Source organism: Sphingomonas sp. MJ1 (PH-R8) (assembly GCF_048058635.1).
Lineage (GTDB): Bacteria > Pseudomonadota > Alphaproteobacteria > Sphingomonadales > Sphingomonadaceae > Sphingomonas.
Map to the genome: position 1 here is coordinate 16,043 of NZ_JBBEFX010000002.1, position 16,891 is coordinate 32,933.

Consider the following 16,891-nt stretch of genomic DNA (forward strand, 5'->3'; position numbering starts at 1 on the left):
GGGGATCGGATCACTCCGCCGCCACCATTTCCTCCGATGCCTCGGCCGGGCTGTCGGACAGCGGCTGCGCGAGCCGCGTGAGCATTTCCTTCGGCACTACCTGCCAGAAACGGCCGCGGCTGCGCGCCCAGTCTTCCAGGATCTCGCCGGACCAGCGGCTGTCGGTGGCGCGGTGGTGCTGTTCGACCAGGTCGCGCAGCATGCCTTCCCAATGCGCCGAGTCGAGGCGCTGCCAGACGATGCTTTCCGGGTTGGCGTGGCGGGGGAAGCGGTCCTCGGCGTCGTAGACGAAGGCCATGCCGCCGGTCATGCCCGCGCCGAAGTTGGTGCCGGTGTCGCCCAGCACCACCGCGACGCCGCCGGTCATGTACTCGCAGCCGTTTGCGCCGCAGCCCTCAACCACGACGGTCGCGCCCGAGTTGCGCACCGCGAAGCGCTCGCCCGCCTGGCCGGCGGCGAACAGCCGGCCCGAGGTCGCGCCATAGAGCACGGTGTTGCCGAGGATGGTGTTGTGGTGGCTGACGAGCTTGGAGCTCACCATCGGGCGCACGACGATGACGCCGCCCGACAGCCCCTTGCCGACATAGTCGTTGGCGTCGCCGAACACTTCGAGCGTGATGCCCTTGCACAGGAAGGCGCCGAGCGACTGGCCGGCGGTGCCGCGCAGGCGGATGGTCACGTGGCCGTCGGATAGCTTGGACATGCCGAAGGTGCGGGTGATCTCGCTGGAGAGGCGCGTGCCGACCGCGCGGTGCGTGTTGCGCACCGAATAGGTCAGCTGCATCTTCTCGCCGCGCGAGAAGACGGCGGCCGCGTCCTTGATCATCTGCGCGTCGAGGCTGTCGGGCACCTCGTTGCGGAAGGTGTTCAAGGAGAAGCGCCGCTCGGCGTCGGTCGCGTCGACCTTGGCGAGCACGGGGTTCAGGTCGAGGTCGTCGAGATGCTCGGCGCCGCGGCTGACCTGGCGGAGCAGCTCGGTGCGGCCGATCACCTCGTCCAGGCTGGAGACGCCGAGGCGGGCCAGGATCTCGCGCACTTCCTCGGCGATGAAGGTCATCAGGTTGATGACCTTCTCGGGCGAGCCGGTGAACTTGGCGCGCAGCTTCTCGTCCTGGACGCACACGCCCACCGGGCAGGTGTTCGAATGGCACTGGCGCACCATGATGCAGCCCATCGCCACCAGCGAAAGCGTGCCGATGCCGAACTCCTCGGCCCCCAGGATCGCGGCGATGACGATGTCACGGCCGGTCTTGAGACCGCCGTCGGTGCGCAGCGTCACGCGGCCGCGCAGGCCGTTGAGGGTCAGCGTCTGGTTGACCTCCGACAGGCCCATTTCCCAGGGCGTGCCGGCGTATTTGATCGACGTCTGGGGCGAGGCGCCGGTGCCGCCGACATGGCCGGAGACCAGGATCACGTCGGCATGCGCCTTGGCGACGCCGGCCGCGACCGTGCCGATGCCGGCCGAGGAGACGAGCTTCACGCAGACGCGGGCGCGCGGGTTGATCTGCTTGCAGTCGTAGATGAGCTGCGCGAGATCCTCGATCGAATAGATGTCGTGGTGCGGCGGCGGCGAGATCAGCGTGACGCCCGGCGTCGCGTGGCGCAGCTTGGCGATGAACTCGGTCACCTTGAAGCCGGGCAGCTGGCCGCCCTCGCCGGGCTTGGCGCCCTGGGCGACCTTGATCTCGATCTCGTCGCAGGCGTTGAGATATTCCGCCGTCACGCCGAAGCGGCCGGACGCGATCTGCTTGATCGTCGAGTTGGCGTTGTCGCCGTTCTCGTACGGCTGGTAGCGCGCCCTGTCCTCGCCGCCCTCGCCCGAAACCGCCTTGGCGCCAATGCGGTTCATCGCGATCGCCAGCGTCTCGTGCGCTTCCGGCGACAGCGCGCCCAGCGACATGCCCGGGGTGACGAAGCGCTTGCGGATCTCGGTGATCGCCTCGACCTTCTCGATCGCGATCCCCTCGTCGGGATAGTTGAACTCGAGCAGGTCGCGCAGATAGACCGGCGGCAGGTCGCGCACCCCGCGCGAGAACTGCATGTAGGTCGAGAAGCTGTCGCGGGCGACCGCCGACTGCAACAGGTGCATCAGCTGCGCCGAATAGGCGTGGGTCTCGCCGCCGTCGCGCTGGCGGTAGAAGCCGCCGATCGGCAGCGTCGCCACGCCGCGGTCGAACGCCGCCTGGTGCTTGAGCATCGCGCTGTAGTGGAGCGAGTGATAGCCTTCGCCCGAGATCTTTGCCGGCATGCCGGGGAAGAGGTCGTTGACCAGCGCGCGCGACAGGCCGACCGCCTCGAAGTTGTAGCCGCCGCGATAGCTGGAGATCACGGCGATCCCCATCTTCGACAGGATCTTGAGCAGGCCCTCGTTCACCGCATGGCGATGCTGGCCGAGGCACTGGTCGAGGGTCATGTCGCCGAACAGGCCGCGGGCGTGGCGATCGGCGATCGCGGCCTCGGACAGATAGGCGTTCACCGTGGTCGCGCCGACGCCGACCAGTACCGCATAATAATGCGTGTCGAGGCATTCGGCGGTGCGGACGTTGACCGACGCATAGGCGCGCAGGCCCCGGCGGACGAGATGGGTGTGGACGGCGGCGGCCGCGAGCACGCCCGGGATGGCGACGCGATCGGGGCCGACATTCTCGTCGGTCAGGAACAGCTCGCTGCGTCCTTCGCGTACGGCCTGTTCGGCCTCCTGACGGATGCGCTGGATGGCGGCGCGCAGCACTTCATGGTCGTCGCCGGCCTCGAACGTGCAGTCGATCTCGGCCGACTGGGCACCGAAATAGCGCTTGAGCCGCAGCCAGTCCTCGCTGGTGAGGACCGGGCTGTCGAGCACCAGCACCGCGTTGGGGCGGCCGCGGGTGTCGAGGATGTTGGAGAAATTGCCGAAGCGGGTGCGCAGCGACATGACGTGCCGCTCGCGCAAGGGGTCGATCGGCGGGTTGGTCACCTGGCTGAAGTTCTGGCGGAAGAACTGGCTGACCAGCCGCGGCTTGTCCGAGATGACGGCGAGGGGCGTGTCGTCGCCCATCGAGCCGATCGCTTCCTTGCCGCCTTCGACCATCGGCGAGAGGATCAGCTCCATGTCCTCCAGCGTCTGGCCGGCGGCGACCTGACGGCGCGCGAGCTCGGCGCGGTCGTAGCGGGGCAGCTGCTCGCCGGCTACGGGTGCGAGATCGTCGATGGTCAGGAAGTTCTGGATCATGGACGCGTAGTCGGCCTCGGCCGCGAGCTGGTCCTTGATCGTGCGATCGTCGAAGACGCGGCCTTCGTGCAGGTCGACGGCGATCATCTGGCCCGGCCCCAGGCGACCCTTGGCGAGCACGGTCGCCTCCGGCACCACGACCATGCCGGCTTCGGAGCCGACGATCAGCAGGCCGTCGTTGGTCTGGGTGTAGCGCAAGGGGCGTAGCGCATTACGGTCCATGCCGGCGACCGCCCAGCGGCCATCGGTCATCGCCAGCGCCGCCGGGCCGTCCCACGGCTCCATCACCGAGGCGAGATATTCGTACATCGCCAGGTGTCCGGCGGGCAGGTCTTCATTCTCCTGCCAGGCTTCGGGCACCAGCATCAGCTTGGCGGTGGGCGCGTCGCGGCCGGAGCGGCAGATCGCCTCGAACACGGCGTCGAGCGCGGCGGTGTCGGAGGCGCCGGCCGGGATCACCGGCTTGATGTCCTCAGAACGCTCGCCGAACGCCAGGCTCGCCATCTTGATCTCGTGGCTGAGCATCCAGTTCTTGTTGCCGCGGATCGTGTTGACCTCGCCATTGTGGGCGAGGCAGCGGAACGGCTGGGCCAGCCACCATTGCGGGAAGGTGTTGGTGGAATAGCGCTGGTGGAAGATCGCGACGCGGCTTTCGAACCGGTCGTCCTTCAGGTCCGGGTAGAAGTCCGAGAGGGACTCCGCGAGGAACAGCCCCTTGTAGATGATCGACCGGCACGACAGCGAGCAGATGTAGAAGCCGCTGATCTGCGCTGCGATCACGCGCTTCTCGATCCGGCGGCGGACGAGATAGAGGTTCTTTTCGAACTCGGCCGCGTCCACGTCGTCGGGCAGCGGCCCGGCGATCATGATCTGCTCGATCTCCGGACGGGTCGCCTGCGCCTTGAGGCCGATGACGGACACGTCGACCGGCACCTGGCGCCAGCCGTAGATGGTGTAGCCGGCGTCGATGATCTCGCTCTCGACGATGGTACGGCAGGTCTCCTGTGCGCCGAGGTCGGTACGCGGCAGGAAGATCATGCCGACCGCGAGCCGGTTCGGACGCATGCGGTGGCCTGCGACCGCGACCGCATCCTCGAAGAAGCGGGTGGGGAGATCGACGTGCAAGCCGGCGCCATCGCCGGTCTTGCCGTCGGCATCGACCGCGCCGCGGTGCCAGACGGCACGCAGGGCATCGATCGCCGACTGGACGACGCGGCGCGAGCTGGTGCCGTCGGTGGCGGCGACCAGGCCGACGCCGCACGCGTCGCTCTCGAACTCGGGGCGGTACATGCCTTCGCGAGCGAGGCGGAGGCGTTCGGATTCGAGGGTGGGCATCAGTCGGCGCTTTCGGGCTTGGGCGGCGGGGGCAGGTGGGCGGTGGCGGCTTCCACCTTTTTCATGATCTGCGGCATCGCCCGCATCAGCAGCGGGGTCGTCTTGGACATTTCGCGCAGCATGTCGGGATCGGCGAACAGCGACAGGAAATTGTCGGCGAAGGCCTTGCCCGAGGAGGTCGCGAAAAAGGCGTTCATGTCGGCGAGCTGGGCCACGGTGAAGCGGCGCGCGAAGGCGGATGCGAGGCCAGCGCGGACCTGCGGTTCCACCTGCGTCATGATCGGCGCCAGTTCGTCGCCCATGACCTTCGTCATGATCCGTATGCGCTCGTCGAAGGCAGGGTCCTTGGCGCGGGCGGCGTCCAGGATGCTGCCGGGCGCGCTGCCGCCGGCATCCTCCGCGGAGATTCCGCCCATGCTGGTCAGCATCGCCTCCATCATGCGCGGATATTGCTCGCGCATCATCCGCGCATAGATGCCCTGCGGCACGAGCAGCGCCACGGTGCGCTCGGCGGCGGCGCGGCGCGCGGGATCGACTGCGGTCGACCCGGTCGCGGGCGGCGCTGCGGTCTGCGCGCTCGCGACCGGGGCCGCGAGCACCGCCGCTGCCAGGCAGAGCGCACGCATCATGCCGCGACCATCGTCGCCTGGCGCTCGGGCACGGGGGCGGCGCCGGCCTTTGCGGCCTTGGCCTTTTCGCGCAGGTAGCGGTGCATGTGTTCGGACACGTCGCGGCCGTCGCGGATCGCCCAGACGACCAGCGAGGCGCCGCGCACGATGTCGCCGGCGGCGAACACGCCGTCCAGGCTGGTCATCATCGACTTGCCGTCGACGCGCAGCGTGCCCCAGCGGGTGACGCCGAGGTCGGGGCTGCCGAACAGGGTGGGCAGGTCCTCCGCATCGAAGCCGAGCGCCTTGATGACGAGATCGGCTTCCAGCACGAACTCGCTGCCGGGATCGACTTCGGGCGCGCGGCGACCGGTGGCGTCGGGGGCGCCCAGGCGCATGGCCGTCGCGCGGACGGCGGTCACCTTGCCCTCGCCCTCGAACGAGGCGGGGGCGGAGAGCCAGACGAACTCGGCGCCTTCCTCCTCGGCATTGGCGACCTCGCGCTGCGAGCCCGGCATGTTGGCGCGGTCGCGGCGATAGAGGCACTTCACCGAGGTCGCGCCCTGGCGGATGGCGGTGCGGACGCAGTCCATGGCGGTGTCGCCGCCGCCGATCACGACGACCTTCTTGCCCTCCGCATTGAGCGCGCCGCCGTCGAAGGCGGGGACCGCGTCGCCGAAGCTCTTGCGGTTGGAGGCGGTGAGATAGTCGAGCGCGTCGACCACGCCGTCGGTGGCGACGCCCGGCGCCTTGATGGCGCGCGGCTTGTAGACGCCGGTTGCGACCAGCAGCGCGTCGTGGCGCTGGCGCAGTTGCTCCATGGTCGCGTCGCGGCCGACGTCGAAGCCTTCGTGGAAGACGATGCCGGCGTCCTTCAGCCGCTGCACACGGCGGGTGACGACGTGCTTCTCGAGCTTGAAGCCGGGGATGCCATAGGTCAGCAGGCCGCCGGCGCGATCGTGCCGGTCATAGACATGCACCTCATAGCCGGCGGTACGCAGCCAGTCGGCGGCCGACAGCCCTGCGGGCCCCGCGCCGATGATGCCGACGGACTGGCCGCGCTCCGGCCCGACGGCGACCGGCTCGACCCAGCCCTCGTCCCAGGCCTTGTCGGTGATGAACTTCTCCACCGATCCGATGGTGACGGCGCCGTGGCCGGAGAATTCGATGACGCAATTGCCCTCGCACAGCCGGTCCTGCGGGCAGATGCGGCCGCAGATCTCTGGCATGGCCGAGGTCGCGTTGGACAGCTCATACGCCTCGCGCAGCCGCCCTTCAGCGGTCAGGCGCAGCCAATCGGGGATGTGGTTGTGGAGCGGGCAGTGCACCGAGCAATAGGGCACACCGCACTGCGAGCAGCGGCCGGCCTGATCCTCTGCGGCAGGCGTTGCATAGCGGTCCGCGATCTCGCGGAAGTCCTCCGCGCGCAATTCCGGCTCCCGCTTGGCCGGATAGGCCTGGGGGCGCGCAACGAACTTGAGCATCTGGTCAGCAGCCATGACTTCCTCCGGCGTGTGCGAAAAGCACAGCCAGAGGGCCAAGTCACGCAATATTCTGTCGTTAGGTCAGCAGTGCTGACCTTGTTCTTCGCAGAGAGTGCGGGAGTTGCGAAACGCTCGCATCTTCAGCGAAGAAGATGTGGCCGATCCGGACCTACAGCTGCGACAGCCAGACGATGGCGACGCCGCCGGCGACGATTCGATACCAGGCGAAGGGCGTGAAGCCGTGGCGGGTGACGATGCCGAGGAACCAGCGGATCACCAGCAGCGCGACGACGAACGAGACGACGAAGCCGATCGCGATCGCGAGCCAGCCGTCGCTGCCGATCGACTCCGCATTCTTGTAGAGGTCATAGGCCGAGGCCGCGAGCATGGTGGGGACGGCGAGGAAGAAGCTGAACTCCGCCGCGGTCTTGCGATCGACGCCCAGTCCCAGCGCGCCCATGATGGTGGCGCCCGAGCGGCTGACGCCGGGGATCATCGCCAGGCACTGGATGAGGCCGATGCCGAGCGCCACCTTCCAGCTCATCTGCTCGACGTTGGTCACCCTGGGCGCGCGGACCAGCCGTTCGATCACCAGGATGGCGATGCCGCCGACGACCAGCGCGACCGCGACCGTCATCGGGCTTTCCAGCATCGCCTTGACCATCTTGTAGACGATCAGGCCGATGACGGCGGAGGGCAGGAAGGCGAGCGCCACGTTGCGGGTGAAGGCGATGGCACGCGGATCGCGCCGGCCGAGCCCCACGAACACGTCCCAGAAGCGCCGCCAGTAGAGCACGATCACCGACAGGATCGCGCCCAGCTGGATCACGATCTCGAACGTGCCCGACGCCTCGCCCTTGAAGCCCAGCAGGGCCCCGGCGAGGATCAGGTGGCCGGTCGAGGAGACGGGCAGGAACTCGGTGACCCCCTCGACGATGCCGAGGAGGATGATGGTCAGGAGATCGGTCATGAGCGTCCCGTCAAAGGCCCTCAGGCCGTGTGCGCGTGGCGCGAGAAACGGCCGTAGCGGCGGAACTGGACCAGCCACTGCGGCGCCACCGATTCGAACGGGGTCGGCGTGACGCCGAGCTCGACCAGCCCTTCCGCGCCCGGCGACACCAGATTGTCGTGGCCGAGCATGCGCAGCTGGTCGCGGGTGATCGGCGTGCCGGGAAGCGCCGCGACCAGCCCGGCGGTGCCGGTGCCGAGCTCGACGGTGCGGATCTTGCGATCGAGCAGCGATGCGATCTGCCGGATCAGCTCCGCCATCGACAGCACGTCCGGGCCGCCGAGTTCGAAGGTGCGGCCGCCGAAGCGCTCCGGATCCTCGAGCGCTGCGACCGCGGCGGCGGCGACGTCCACGACATAGACCGGCTGGAAGCGCGTCTTGGGCGCGATCACCGGCACCACCGGCAGCTTCTCCACCATGCGGGCGAAGCGGTTGGCGAACTGGTCCTCGCGGCCGAAGATCAGCGACGGGCGCAGGATGGTGGCGTTGGGGAAGTGCTGACGCACCGCCGCCTCGCCCTCGCCCTTGGAGCGGGCATAGGGGGTCTCGCCCTGGGCATCGGCACCGATCGCCGAGAAGTGGACCAGCGCCTCGACCCCGGCGGCGCGGGCCGCCTCTGCCACGGCGGCGGCGCCCTTGGCCTGGACGGCGTCCGCATCGCTGCCGAGCGTGCCGGCGAGGTTCACCACCGCGTCGGCGCCCATCATCGCGCGGGCGATGGTGTCGGGGCGGCGGACGTCGGCCGCGATGAACTGGGTCTGGCCCAGCGCGCTCTGGGTGCGCAGGAAATAGGCCTGGCGCGGATCGCGTTGCGCGATGCGCACCCGCGCGCCGCGGCGCAGCAGGGCCTGTGCGACATAGCGGCCGACGAACCCGCCGCCGCCGATCAGCGTGATCACCTTGTTCTTCATCGTGCTTGCCTTGGTCTGCCCAGGTTTTTTCGCAAGTCCAGCCCATGCCGCGCCCAGCCCCGAAGGGCAAGGGAGCGCGGGCCGGTGCGAAAAAACGCAGCGCCCCGGAAAAAGTCGTAACGGGGCTGTTGACACCCCCGGCGGGGACCCGTAGAGGCGCCGGCCTACCCCGTGCCCAGATGGCGGAATTGGTAGACGCACCAGCTTCAGGTGCTGGCGATCGCAAGGTCGTGGAGGTTCGAGTCCTCTTCTGGGCACCATTTCCCTGTTCGCGGAAGCCCGCCAACAGTTGAGAAAACCGCGGAAATCTGCGATAAATCGGCACGACCTGGTCGCTGCCGTCCGCCATCGTTTGCCCACAGCCGGGCACTTTTGGGGGCCACGTTGGGGGCCATTTCAAAATGTGCTTCTGGAGTGGCCCCCATGCCCCTGAATGACGTTGCGATCCGCGCTGCCAAGCCCGGCCCCAAACCGATCAAGCTCTCCGATGAGCGCGGCCTGTTCCTGCTGGTGCAGCCTTCGGGCGGTAAGCTGTGGCGGCTGAAGTATCGGATCGCAGGCAAAGAGAAGAAGCTGTCGCTGGGCCGCTATCCAGATGTGGCGCTGAAGGAAGCGCGCGAACGGGGCGCTGAAGCACGCAAGCTGATCGCGGCTGGTGTCGATCCTTCGGAGAAGAAGCGGATCGATCGGCTGGACGCGACGCTGAAGGCGGCAACCACGTTCAAGGCGGTATCGGACGAGTATATCGAGAAGTGCGAGCGTGAGGGCCGCGCCGATGTGACAGTAGGCAAGGCGCGATGGTTGCTATCGTTGCTGGAACCCGCCCTAGGCACGCGGCCGATCGACGAAGTTAGCCCGGCTGAGCTGCTGGCGGCACTGAAAAAGGTTGAGGCGCGGGGGCATCTGGAAACGGCGCGGCGGATGCGATCGTTCGCAGGTCGCGTGTTCCGCTACGCTGTCGCCACATCGCGCGCTGCCGCTGATCCTGCCGCCGCTTTGCGCGGTGCCTTGGTGGCTCCGAAGGCGACGCATCATGCCGCCATCCTCGACACTAAGGGCGTAGGCGCGCTGCTCCGTGCGATCGACGGATACGAAGGCCAGCCGATGACGCAACTCGCCCTCAAGCTCGCGCCGCATGTGTTCGTGCGGCCGGGCGAGCTGCGGCAAGCCGAATGGTCGGAAATCGATCTGGAGGCGGGCGTGTGGAAGATCGCTGCTGAGAAGATGAAGATGCGCCAGCCGCACATGGTGCCGTTATCCCGCCAAGCGATCGACATTTTCCGGGCGGCACAAGCGTTGGCCGGCCGCCATCGATATGTGTTCGCATCGCTTTATCCCGGCGCGCGCCCCATGTCGGAAAACACGATCAACGCAGCGTTGCGGCGGCTGGGTTATGCGGGCGACGCAATGACGGCGCACGGCTTCCGTGCGATGGCGAGCACGCTGTTGAACGAAAGTGGGAAGTGGAATCCCGACGCGATCGAACGCGCCTTAGCGCACAAAGCAGCGGATGGCGTGCGCGGCGCATATCACCGGGGAGCGCATTGGGCTGAGCGCGTCGAAATGGCGCAATGGTGGTCAGACTATCTCGATCATCTTCGAACCGTTCGTCTGACCTGAAGGCCGACACACGCCGGGGTCGCTTCTGGAGATTTTTGCGGATAGTCCTCATCGAGGAGGCACTATGGCTACGAATGCGACTGACCATATCGGTATCGAAGAAGAGCGCGAAGGAAGCGAGGCGCTTGGAATCGAAACAGAACGTCCGGACCCGACCGGGGCGGCGATAGGTATCGAGCGCCCTTTCGACCCTGACAAGATTAAGGTCGCGCGTGAGAGTAAGACCATCTCACTACTGACAACGCGTATTGATCACGGCGAGATTGATCTTGCTCCCGAATTTCAGCGGCGTGCCCGTATCTGGGACAATGGCCGCAAAAGCCGCCTTATCGAATCGATACTCCTTCGCATTCCGTTGCCCGTTTTCTACGTTGCCAGTGACATGCAGGAGACTTGGGCGGTGGTCGATGGCCTTCAGCGCCTAACCACGATCCATGACTTTATGAATGGTGCATTTGGACTTAGTGGCCTTGAATATTTGGTTCAATTCAATGGCAATCGCTTTTCAGAATTGCCCCGAAGCATGCAACGGCGCATTGAAGAGACCGAGCTGGTTATCAACATCATTCAACCAGGCACTCCGGAAGAAGTGATGTTCAACATATTCTCACGCATTAATACGGGGGGGCTTACGCTGAATGGTCAAGAAATTCGTCATGCGCTTAACAAGGGCCCTGCGCGATCATTCTTGAAGGATTTGGCCCAATCTCGTTCCTTTCTCCGGGCTACAAGTGAGAGCGTCAGTGATACTAGGATGGCTGGTCGCGAGTGCGCGCTACGTTTTCTTGCATTTCGCCTCACCGACTGGCGTGAATACAGCACCAATGATCTGGATGGTTTTCTAAACGCCGCGATGCAGCGTTTGAATAATCTGAGCACGCAGGAGCTTCGGGAGCTTCGCGCCGATTTCGATCGGTCGATGGAAACCGCTACCGCGATTTTTCAGAATGATGCGTTCAGAAAGCGGTACGACGTCGATGCTCCCCGTAACCCGATCAGCAAAGCGCTCTTTGAAGCTTGGTCGGTAACGTTCGCAGGCTTGACGGATGATGAGCGCTCCGCACTCGTTTCACGCCGCAACGTGGTGAAGCGGTCCTTCATTGACCTAATGGTTAACGATCGTGAATTTGAGGTCGCCGTTTCATATTCGACAGGCTCCCCGGGGAGGGTGCACAAGAGATTTCTCGCAATTGAGCAGCTCGTGGTAGAGGTTTTGTCTGCATGACAATGCTCAGCGCACTTGATCTTCGGAATTTCAAATGCTTTCGCCGCCAACCCATTGAGTTTGGCGGTATTACGGTTCTCTCTGGCCTTAATGGCATGGGAAAGAGCAGCGCAATTCAAGCGTTGCTGCTTTTACGACAATCTTTCCTCGACGGTCGATCTCGCCGACTGAAACTCTCGGGAGAGCTTGCCGACCTAGGCACGGGCGCAGACGTGTTTTTCGACCTCGCCGATGAAGATGATCTGGGCTTTACCTTAGAGTTCGACAGAAAGATTCGGTACGATTATCAGTTTAAGTATGACAGGCGGAGCAACTCGTTGGCAGCTCGGCACAGAGATAGCCGGTTTGGAAACGTTGTTCAGCGCTCAATCCTAACCGATGGCGGGATGTGGGAGCCATACGAGCGGGTCGGTGTTCACTTTCGACCTCCTTCGCTTCTGCTTAACTCACGTTTCCAATATCTCGCTGCGGAACGGCTCGGACCACGTAAAATGCTTCCGTGGTCGGAGGAGCAAGTCGCTCGCCGCTCACTGGGTAATCAAGGAGAGCATGTGCTGGCATTTCTCGCCCGCTATGGGAGAGAGCCGCTCAGAGAGGGGGACCCGCGCCTAACGTCTACCGACGCCAAGGAGACAGTCGAGGGGCAGGTCACGGCTTGGTTGCAAGAAACCAGTCCCGGCTCAATGTTAGACATTAGTGAGTTGAGAGACATCGACGCTTACGCTGCGCGCTACGCTTACCAAAGGCGTGGGGACGTGCCTTCGCGCCCTTTCCGCGCGACTAATGTTGGTTTCGGATTATCCTATGTACTCCCCGTCCTGACGGCGCTTATTTCTGCGCGCCCGGATGACCTGGTTATCATCGAAAACCCGGAAGCACATCTTCATCCAAGGGGGCAAACGAAGCTGGGCGAACTTTCATCTCGCGCCGCTGCTGCCGGAGTACAGCTGATAATCGAAACGCATAGCGACCATTTTCTTGATGGCGTTCGCGTCGCAATTCGTAACCGCGTCATTGATCCGGCGGCTGCGAGAGTTCATTACTTCACCCGCCACGGAGCTGAAGCGGCTGTGATTAGTCCTGTGATTCGCTCTGACGGCAGTTTGACCGAGTGGCCCTCCGGCTTCTTTGATGAGCGCGACGAAAACTTAGTTCGGCTCCTAGCACCGATCCGCTAAAGGTGCGCGAACTCGTCCTCAATGACGCTTGCCTCGGTGGTGCATTGTCCATAGGCGACGCGGCGACGCTGGCTGAGGACATCGAGCGCGGACTGGCTGACCTGATTGCGGCTGGCCATGCCGTGTCCACCATGCGACTAACCTCCAGCACGGGGGAGGTGTTGATATCGCCCGGTGTAACGTTAGCCGACGTGCTGATGCATCTCCTGCGACACACGACAGGCGGTCGCCTTCTAACTCGCCTGGCGACAAAATACCCGGTCGAAGATGATGTGGCGGATGACGAGCTTGCTGCGTTGGTGGAGTGGTCTATCCCAGCTCACCCTCAGTCGCTTTCGTTGCTTCTGTGTGCCCGCTCCGGACGAATCGCAGTCACGATCAGTGACGATCTAAATTGGACGATCGACCCACTTACGCTGGTAGTGGCCACCGACCCGGCTAAGCCTGCTGCAACGACAAATGTCGAAATCGACAACGTGTTTTCCGCTGCGAGTGCTGCGGCACTCTCGGCCCGATTGATCGCGGCGTTTGTGGCTACGGCAACGCCGGCAGAGCTATGGAGAGACCGATTGCAGCTCTTTCCGAACGTGGACTTTGCGCCGCGTGTAGAGCGTGATCTCGCGGACCTGGGAGCGTTGCAATATGGATCGGCAGTGTCTCGCTTGCGAGAACTCGATAAGGCAAGTGGAAACTGGGAGGCTGAACACGCAAGCCCGACTTACTTGTCGAAGGTTACTGGTGAGTCAGGCGCGACGATGGATAAGTACGGAGCTTATCGCATCTTTCGCTCAGCTACCGGGTCGGATGAGACGTTTGAGTTGCACGCTAGACTGGCTGGCGGATTTAGACTGCATCTCCGCGAAATCATGGCTTCGCGCCGCATTGAGATCGGATATATCGGACCTCATCTTCCGATTGTGCGGGAGAACTAGGGGCGGAGGGCACGTTAGGGCGCTCACGATGAATGGACCGGGTCCCTTTCGATCGGAGAGAAGCCGCTGCGGGGGCGCGGAGCCGCGTTGCGCGATTTCTTGCCGAAATGCGTATGGACCCAGTGCGAAAAGGGCGACTTTTCTACCTCTGGCCAGAACGATGCCCTATTTCACCGTTCGAGCATAGTTTGGGGAATTCGAGAAATTCATGCCCTTTCCGCACTGCGTTCAGATGTCGCCCGCCAAATCGATTCCGTGCAGAAATGACTTCCCGTTACTGCTGTCGCGCTGGAAGCCTCGCGCAGACATCATTCGCGAGAAGGCCGGTTGCGACTTCGGGGTCATACCCGCTCGCTCCATAGCCTCTTGGTAAGACTCATAGAGCGGCGTGGTTCGACCTCGCAGACCCGGCCGAATTTCGCAGTCATTTTCGATCCATTCGCCGACTACATCGGTATCCGCTCGATATTGAGCGGTCTCGCGGGAAATGGATTTGGGAATATTCAGTCCGTGCTTCTGCCATTGCAGGCAGCCCCTGATACACCAATTGAGAATGCCGCTGCCCTCTTCCTCAAGAATCTCGCGGTCGAGTCCGTGCACCTGTTCGTGTGGCGCAAACTTGCGCTGAAACGGAAGCAGAATCAGTCGCCGCCACATGCCGTCGCCAGAGTCGAGAACGGCCGGCCGATGATTGCCTCGCACCCATAGCTTGTGGGTCGGGTCAAAATCGAAGGCTTCACCGTATAGATAGCGGGCGGGGATCGCTTCGCTGGAAGTTACTTCCTTCAGGCGTTGATCGTTGAACGCATCGTTCTGGCCAACCTCATTCACAAGCACCATTCGCGCTCCGCGCAATCGGACCTTATGGCGGGAGACTTCCCCCTCGTGTTTCGTGACCGCCAACAGTTCAAACCCGACCGTCACAGCATAGTCGCCCATGACGCCTGATAGGATGTTGGCCAGCACGCTTTTCCCGTTGGCTCCGCCGCCCTGCATGAAAAGCAGTTTCTCTTCAGCGACGGAGCCGGTGAGCGTGTATCCTGCAAAGCGCTGCGCGAATTTCACCTCCTCCTCGTCGGCTAGAATATCCGAAATGAAGGCTTCAAAGCGGGGGCAGGTCGCGGTTGGATCGTATCGCACGCCGACACACCTGCTAATTCGATTGGTCGGCGAGGGCGGAAGTAACTTCCCGGTGCGCAAATCGATCGCACCGCCTTCAACGCCAAGGAGGTAGGGGTTCGCGTCGAATGCCGACGAATCTGCCACACTCATCCCCGGTTCGGCCGCCGCCATCTCCAGCATTGCCATTACGCGTGGCATTGATCGGTGAACTTTGACGGCTTGAGTGTGAGAAGCCCGGTTCGCATCGGTCGGATTTTCTGCCAGCCGTTTGCCGGCCTCCAGCACAATTTCATCGACAACTGACTTCCCGGCGGCGACGTGCTCGCCCGTGTCGCACGGTTTCCAGATGCCATTGTCGTAGCGCCGCCACTGGCGGCTGGCGCGATCAAAAAGCAATTCACCGCGAAAGCGGCTGGCAAACCGCCGCCCGTTGTCGATGTCTCCCAAGGTTTCCAAGCGCGCGGGCGAAGCTGGGTCAGTCCAACCGTTTCGCTTGGCGTCGAAATAGATGCTGGCGATGGTTCGCCCGCCCGCCAGCCCTCGCTTTGCGCTGTCCCAGATGTTATCGAATGCCTCTTCCGACCATCGATCGGGCACGGTTAGGCTCCATGCGCGTGCAAACTCTTCGGCGCAGCTCCAGCCGGTGTCGTGAATTGCGAAAATCGTATCGCGCCATTCATTGCGTGAGCAATCGGCCGAAATAAATTCCAGCGCAGAACCTAGTCGCGCCACCTCCGCATCGCACTCGACAAACTCGGTGGTGGTTGGGCGGTTGGCATGTGCGGTGCGGCCGGATGGCAGTAATGGCTTCGGCAGATGGGTGAGAAGAAACTCGTTACCGATTAGCTCAAAACCTTTTCGCCAGCGATACTGCCCCCCTGACGCATGGCGGCTGGGTGCGATGACGGGATATTTGTTTCCACTGAGGACATCGACGCCTGGACCAAGGCTGGCTGGGTAAGCGGCTCCCGGCTCCGCGCGATAATAGTAGTGTTCGCCACCGCCACCTGTTTCAGCGATTACCGCCGTTTCTAGACCGTATGCAGCTTGCAGGTCGGCAAAGGTCTCCCTGCCTCCGTTACGGGGATCGACATCCAACACGACGACCTTCGCCAATCCGCAATGAAGACCAAGATTCCAATCCCCGCAGTTGGTCTCCTGCCTGATCTGATCGAAATCAAGGGTGGCTCCCCGGTCGGCTCCTGCCGCGACCGGATGTTTGCCCGGTCGCGTGCAGTTTGCCTTGCCACACCCGCAATCGCCGAACTCATCGATGCCATGCACCAGAAAAGTCGGTACACCGATCTTCGCGAGGCCGATCCGCATACCGATGAGCGAAGCTCGCCGCTTCCCCGTCATGCCAGCCCGCCGAAGCGAGGGAGGCGATCGATGAAGGCGCGAGCGCTGTCGGTGCGAATGAGCGTGCGGCGGCCAAGCTTGATTGCTTCGATGTCGCCGGAGTGGATCAGTGCGTAGAGCTTCGTTCGCCCGATGCCGAAGTGGATAATCGCTTCTCCGATCGTCAGATTTTCAGGGGTGCGTTCCATGTCCGTTCTCCTGTGCGGTAGTGAGCACAGGCGAACATTGCCGACCGGAGCGTCCGGCGATCGGGAGCAATTCAAGCAATTTAGGGCGAATTGATCCCCTAAATGTCACGTAGCCCTCGCAAGTGGGGATGCCGGAGACCGTTCCACATGGACCTTAGATTCTTCAGCTCTCGATCGACGGCATCGCCGGATGGCGATTGGAAAGCGTGTTGGCTCTCTGGCGTCGCGAGCCGGGAGAGCGCTTCCAACGCATTGTCCAGAAATCGCATTGTCGGGCCACCTTCAGCCGCGCCGGATGCGGCATTGCCGGTGATCGCCTCATAAAGCTGAAGCAGTACGCCGATCAGCGTCCAATCATATTCCGCATCGCGACCGCGCTTGAAATCAAGATTGTTCGATCCGATCCAGTATTCCCAGTCCGTCACGCCTTCGGTTTCGGGGATCATTGGAGGCGGGTAGTCGCGATCCTGAAGGCTAAGCAGCGTGGTTTGGAATCGCTTGTACGCGCTTTCCACCTTGCTCACGTCTTTGCGCGTGAGGGCGACTCTCTTGTCGCGGGCGGTATTGCGCTCCGCCCGTTCAAGCGCGCGGGCAAGCCATTCGCCGACAACCTCCGCCTGCCGTTCTGACGGAACGCGATTAGGTAGCGCAGCGCGCCACACCGCATTGACGGTCTCAATCGGAAGTAACTTCAACGCCACACCCTCGC

12 protein-coding genes and 1 tRNA gene are annotated in these 16,891 nt (G+C 63.7%); 5 read left to right on the forward strand and 8 right to left on the reverse strand.

Annotated elements, in window-relative coordinates:
* Window positions 1–10 precede the first annotated feature (10 nt).
* The 5 genes from gltB to VPH46_RS01800 all read right to left on the reverse strand — a co-directional run bounded on the left by gltB (window position 11) and on the right by VPH46_RS01800 (window position 8,558).
* On the reverse strand, window positions 11–4,546 hold the full coding sequence (gltB, locus tag VPH46_RS01780; RefSeq protein ID WP_416608375.1) for a glutamate synthase large subunit: 4,536 nt from the start codon (window positions 4,544–4,546) through the stop codon (window positions 11–13).
* Entirely contained in the window at window positions 4,546–5,175 is a 630-nt protein-coding gene (locus VPH46_RS01785) for a DUF2059 domain-containing protein (RefSeq protein ID WP_416608377.1), read from the reverse strand. The genes gltB and VPH46_RS01785 overlap by 1 nt, the downstream gene beginning before the upstream one ends.
* Window positions 5,172–6,653 (reverse strand): NAD(P)-dependent oxidoreductase, encoded by a 1,482-nt coding sequence (locus VPH46_RS01790; RefSeq protein WP_416608379.1) that lies wholly within the window; start codon window positions 6,651–6,653, stop codon window positions 5,172–5,174. The genes VPH46_RS01785 and VPH46_RS01790 overlap by 4 nt, the downstream gene beginning before the upstream one ends.
* A 154-nt stretch (window positions 6,654–6,807) precedes the next feature.
* Window positions 6,808–7,608: an undecaprenyl-diphosphate phosphatase gene (locus VPH46_RS01795; protein ID WP_416608381.1), complete on the reverse strand. Its 801-nt coding sequence runs from the start codon at window positions 7,606–7,608 to the stop codon at window positions 6,808–6,810.
* A 20-nt stretch (window positions 7,609–7,628) separates the two neighbouring features.
* The gene (locus VPH46_RS01800) at window positions 7,629–8,558 is read right to left on the reverse strand and encodes a complex I NDUFA9 subunit family protein (protein WP_125961263.1); all 930 of its coding nucleotides are present in this window, start codon (window positions 8,556–8,558) and stop codon (window positions 7,629–7,631) included.
* Between the two features lie 173 nt (window positions 8,559–8,731).
* Between VPH46_RS01800 and VPH46_RS01805 the strand changes: the two genes are divergently transcribed.
* From VPH46_RS01805 to VPH46_RS01825, 5 genes are all read left to right on the forward strand, one after another.
* Window positions 8,732–8,818 (forward strand) — tRNA-Leu (locus VPH46_RS01805).
* A gap of 163 nt (window positions 8,819–8,981) precedes the next feature.
* The gene (locus VPH46_RS01810) at window positions 8,982–10,178 is read left to right on the forward strand and encodes a tyrosine-type recombinase/integrase (protein WP_416608384.1); all 1,197 of its coding nucleotides are present in this window, start codon (window positions 8,982–8,984) and stop codon (window positions 10,176–10,178) included.
* Window positions 10,179–10,242: 64 nt separating this feature from the next.
* Window positions 10,243–11,403: a DUF262 domain-containing protein gene (locus VPH46_RS01815; RefSeq protein ID WP_416608386.1), complete on the forward strand. Its 1,161-nt coding sequence runs from the start codon at window positions 10,243–10,245 to the stop codon at window positions 11,401–11,403.
* Entirely contained in the window at window positions 11,400–12,581 is a 1,182-nt protein-coding gene (locus VPH46_RS01820; protein ID WP_416608388.1) for a DUF3696 domain-containing protein, read from the forward strand. The genes VPH46_RS01815 and VPH46_RS01820 overlap by 4 nt, the downstream gene beginning before the upstream one ends.
* A 2-nt stretch (window positions 12,582–12,583) precedes the next feature.
* Window positions 12,584–13,513 carry a hypothetical protein gene (locus VPH46_RS01825; protein ID WP_416608390.1) on the forward strand — a complete coding sequence of 310 codons (930 nt, stop codon included), beginning with the start codon at window positions 12,584–12,586 and terminating at the stop codon, window positions 13,511–13,513.
* Between the two features lie 228 nt (window positions 13,514–13,741).
* On the opposite strand, the gene VPH46_RS01830 is transcribed toward VPH46_RS01825, so the two are convergent.
* The 3 genes from VPH46_RS01830 to VPH46_RS01840 all read right to left on the reverse strand — a co-directional run bounded on the left by VPH46_RS01830 (window position 13,742) and on the right by VPH46_RS01840 (window position 16,877).
* Window positions 13,742–15,994: a phage/plasmid primase, P4 family gene (locus tag VPH46_RS01830; RefSeq protein WP_416608392.1), complete on the reverse strand. Its 2,253-nt coding sequence runs from the start codon at window positions 15,992–15,994 to the stop codon at window positions 13,742–13,744.
* Window positions 15,991–16,182: a helix-turn-helix domain-containing protein gene (locus VPH46_RS01835; RefSeq protein WP_416608394.1), complete on the reverse strand. Its 192-nt coding sequence runs from the start codon at window positions 16,180–16,182 to the stop codon at window positions 15,991–15,993. The genes VPH46_RS01830 and VPH46_RS01835 overlap by 4 nt, the downstream gene beginning before the upstream one ends.
* A gap of 98 nt (window positions 16,183–16,280) precedes the next feature.
* A complete protein-coding gene (locus VPH46_RS01840; RefSeq protein ID WP_416608396.1) occupies window positions 16,281–16,877 on the reverse strand; it encodes a hypothetical protein in 597 nt (198 codons plus the stop codon).
* Window positions 16,878–16,891 lie beyond the last annotated feature (14 nt).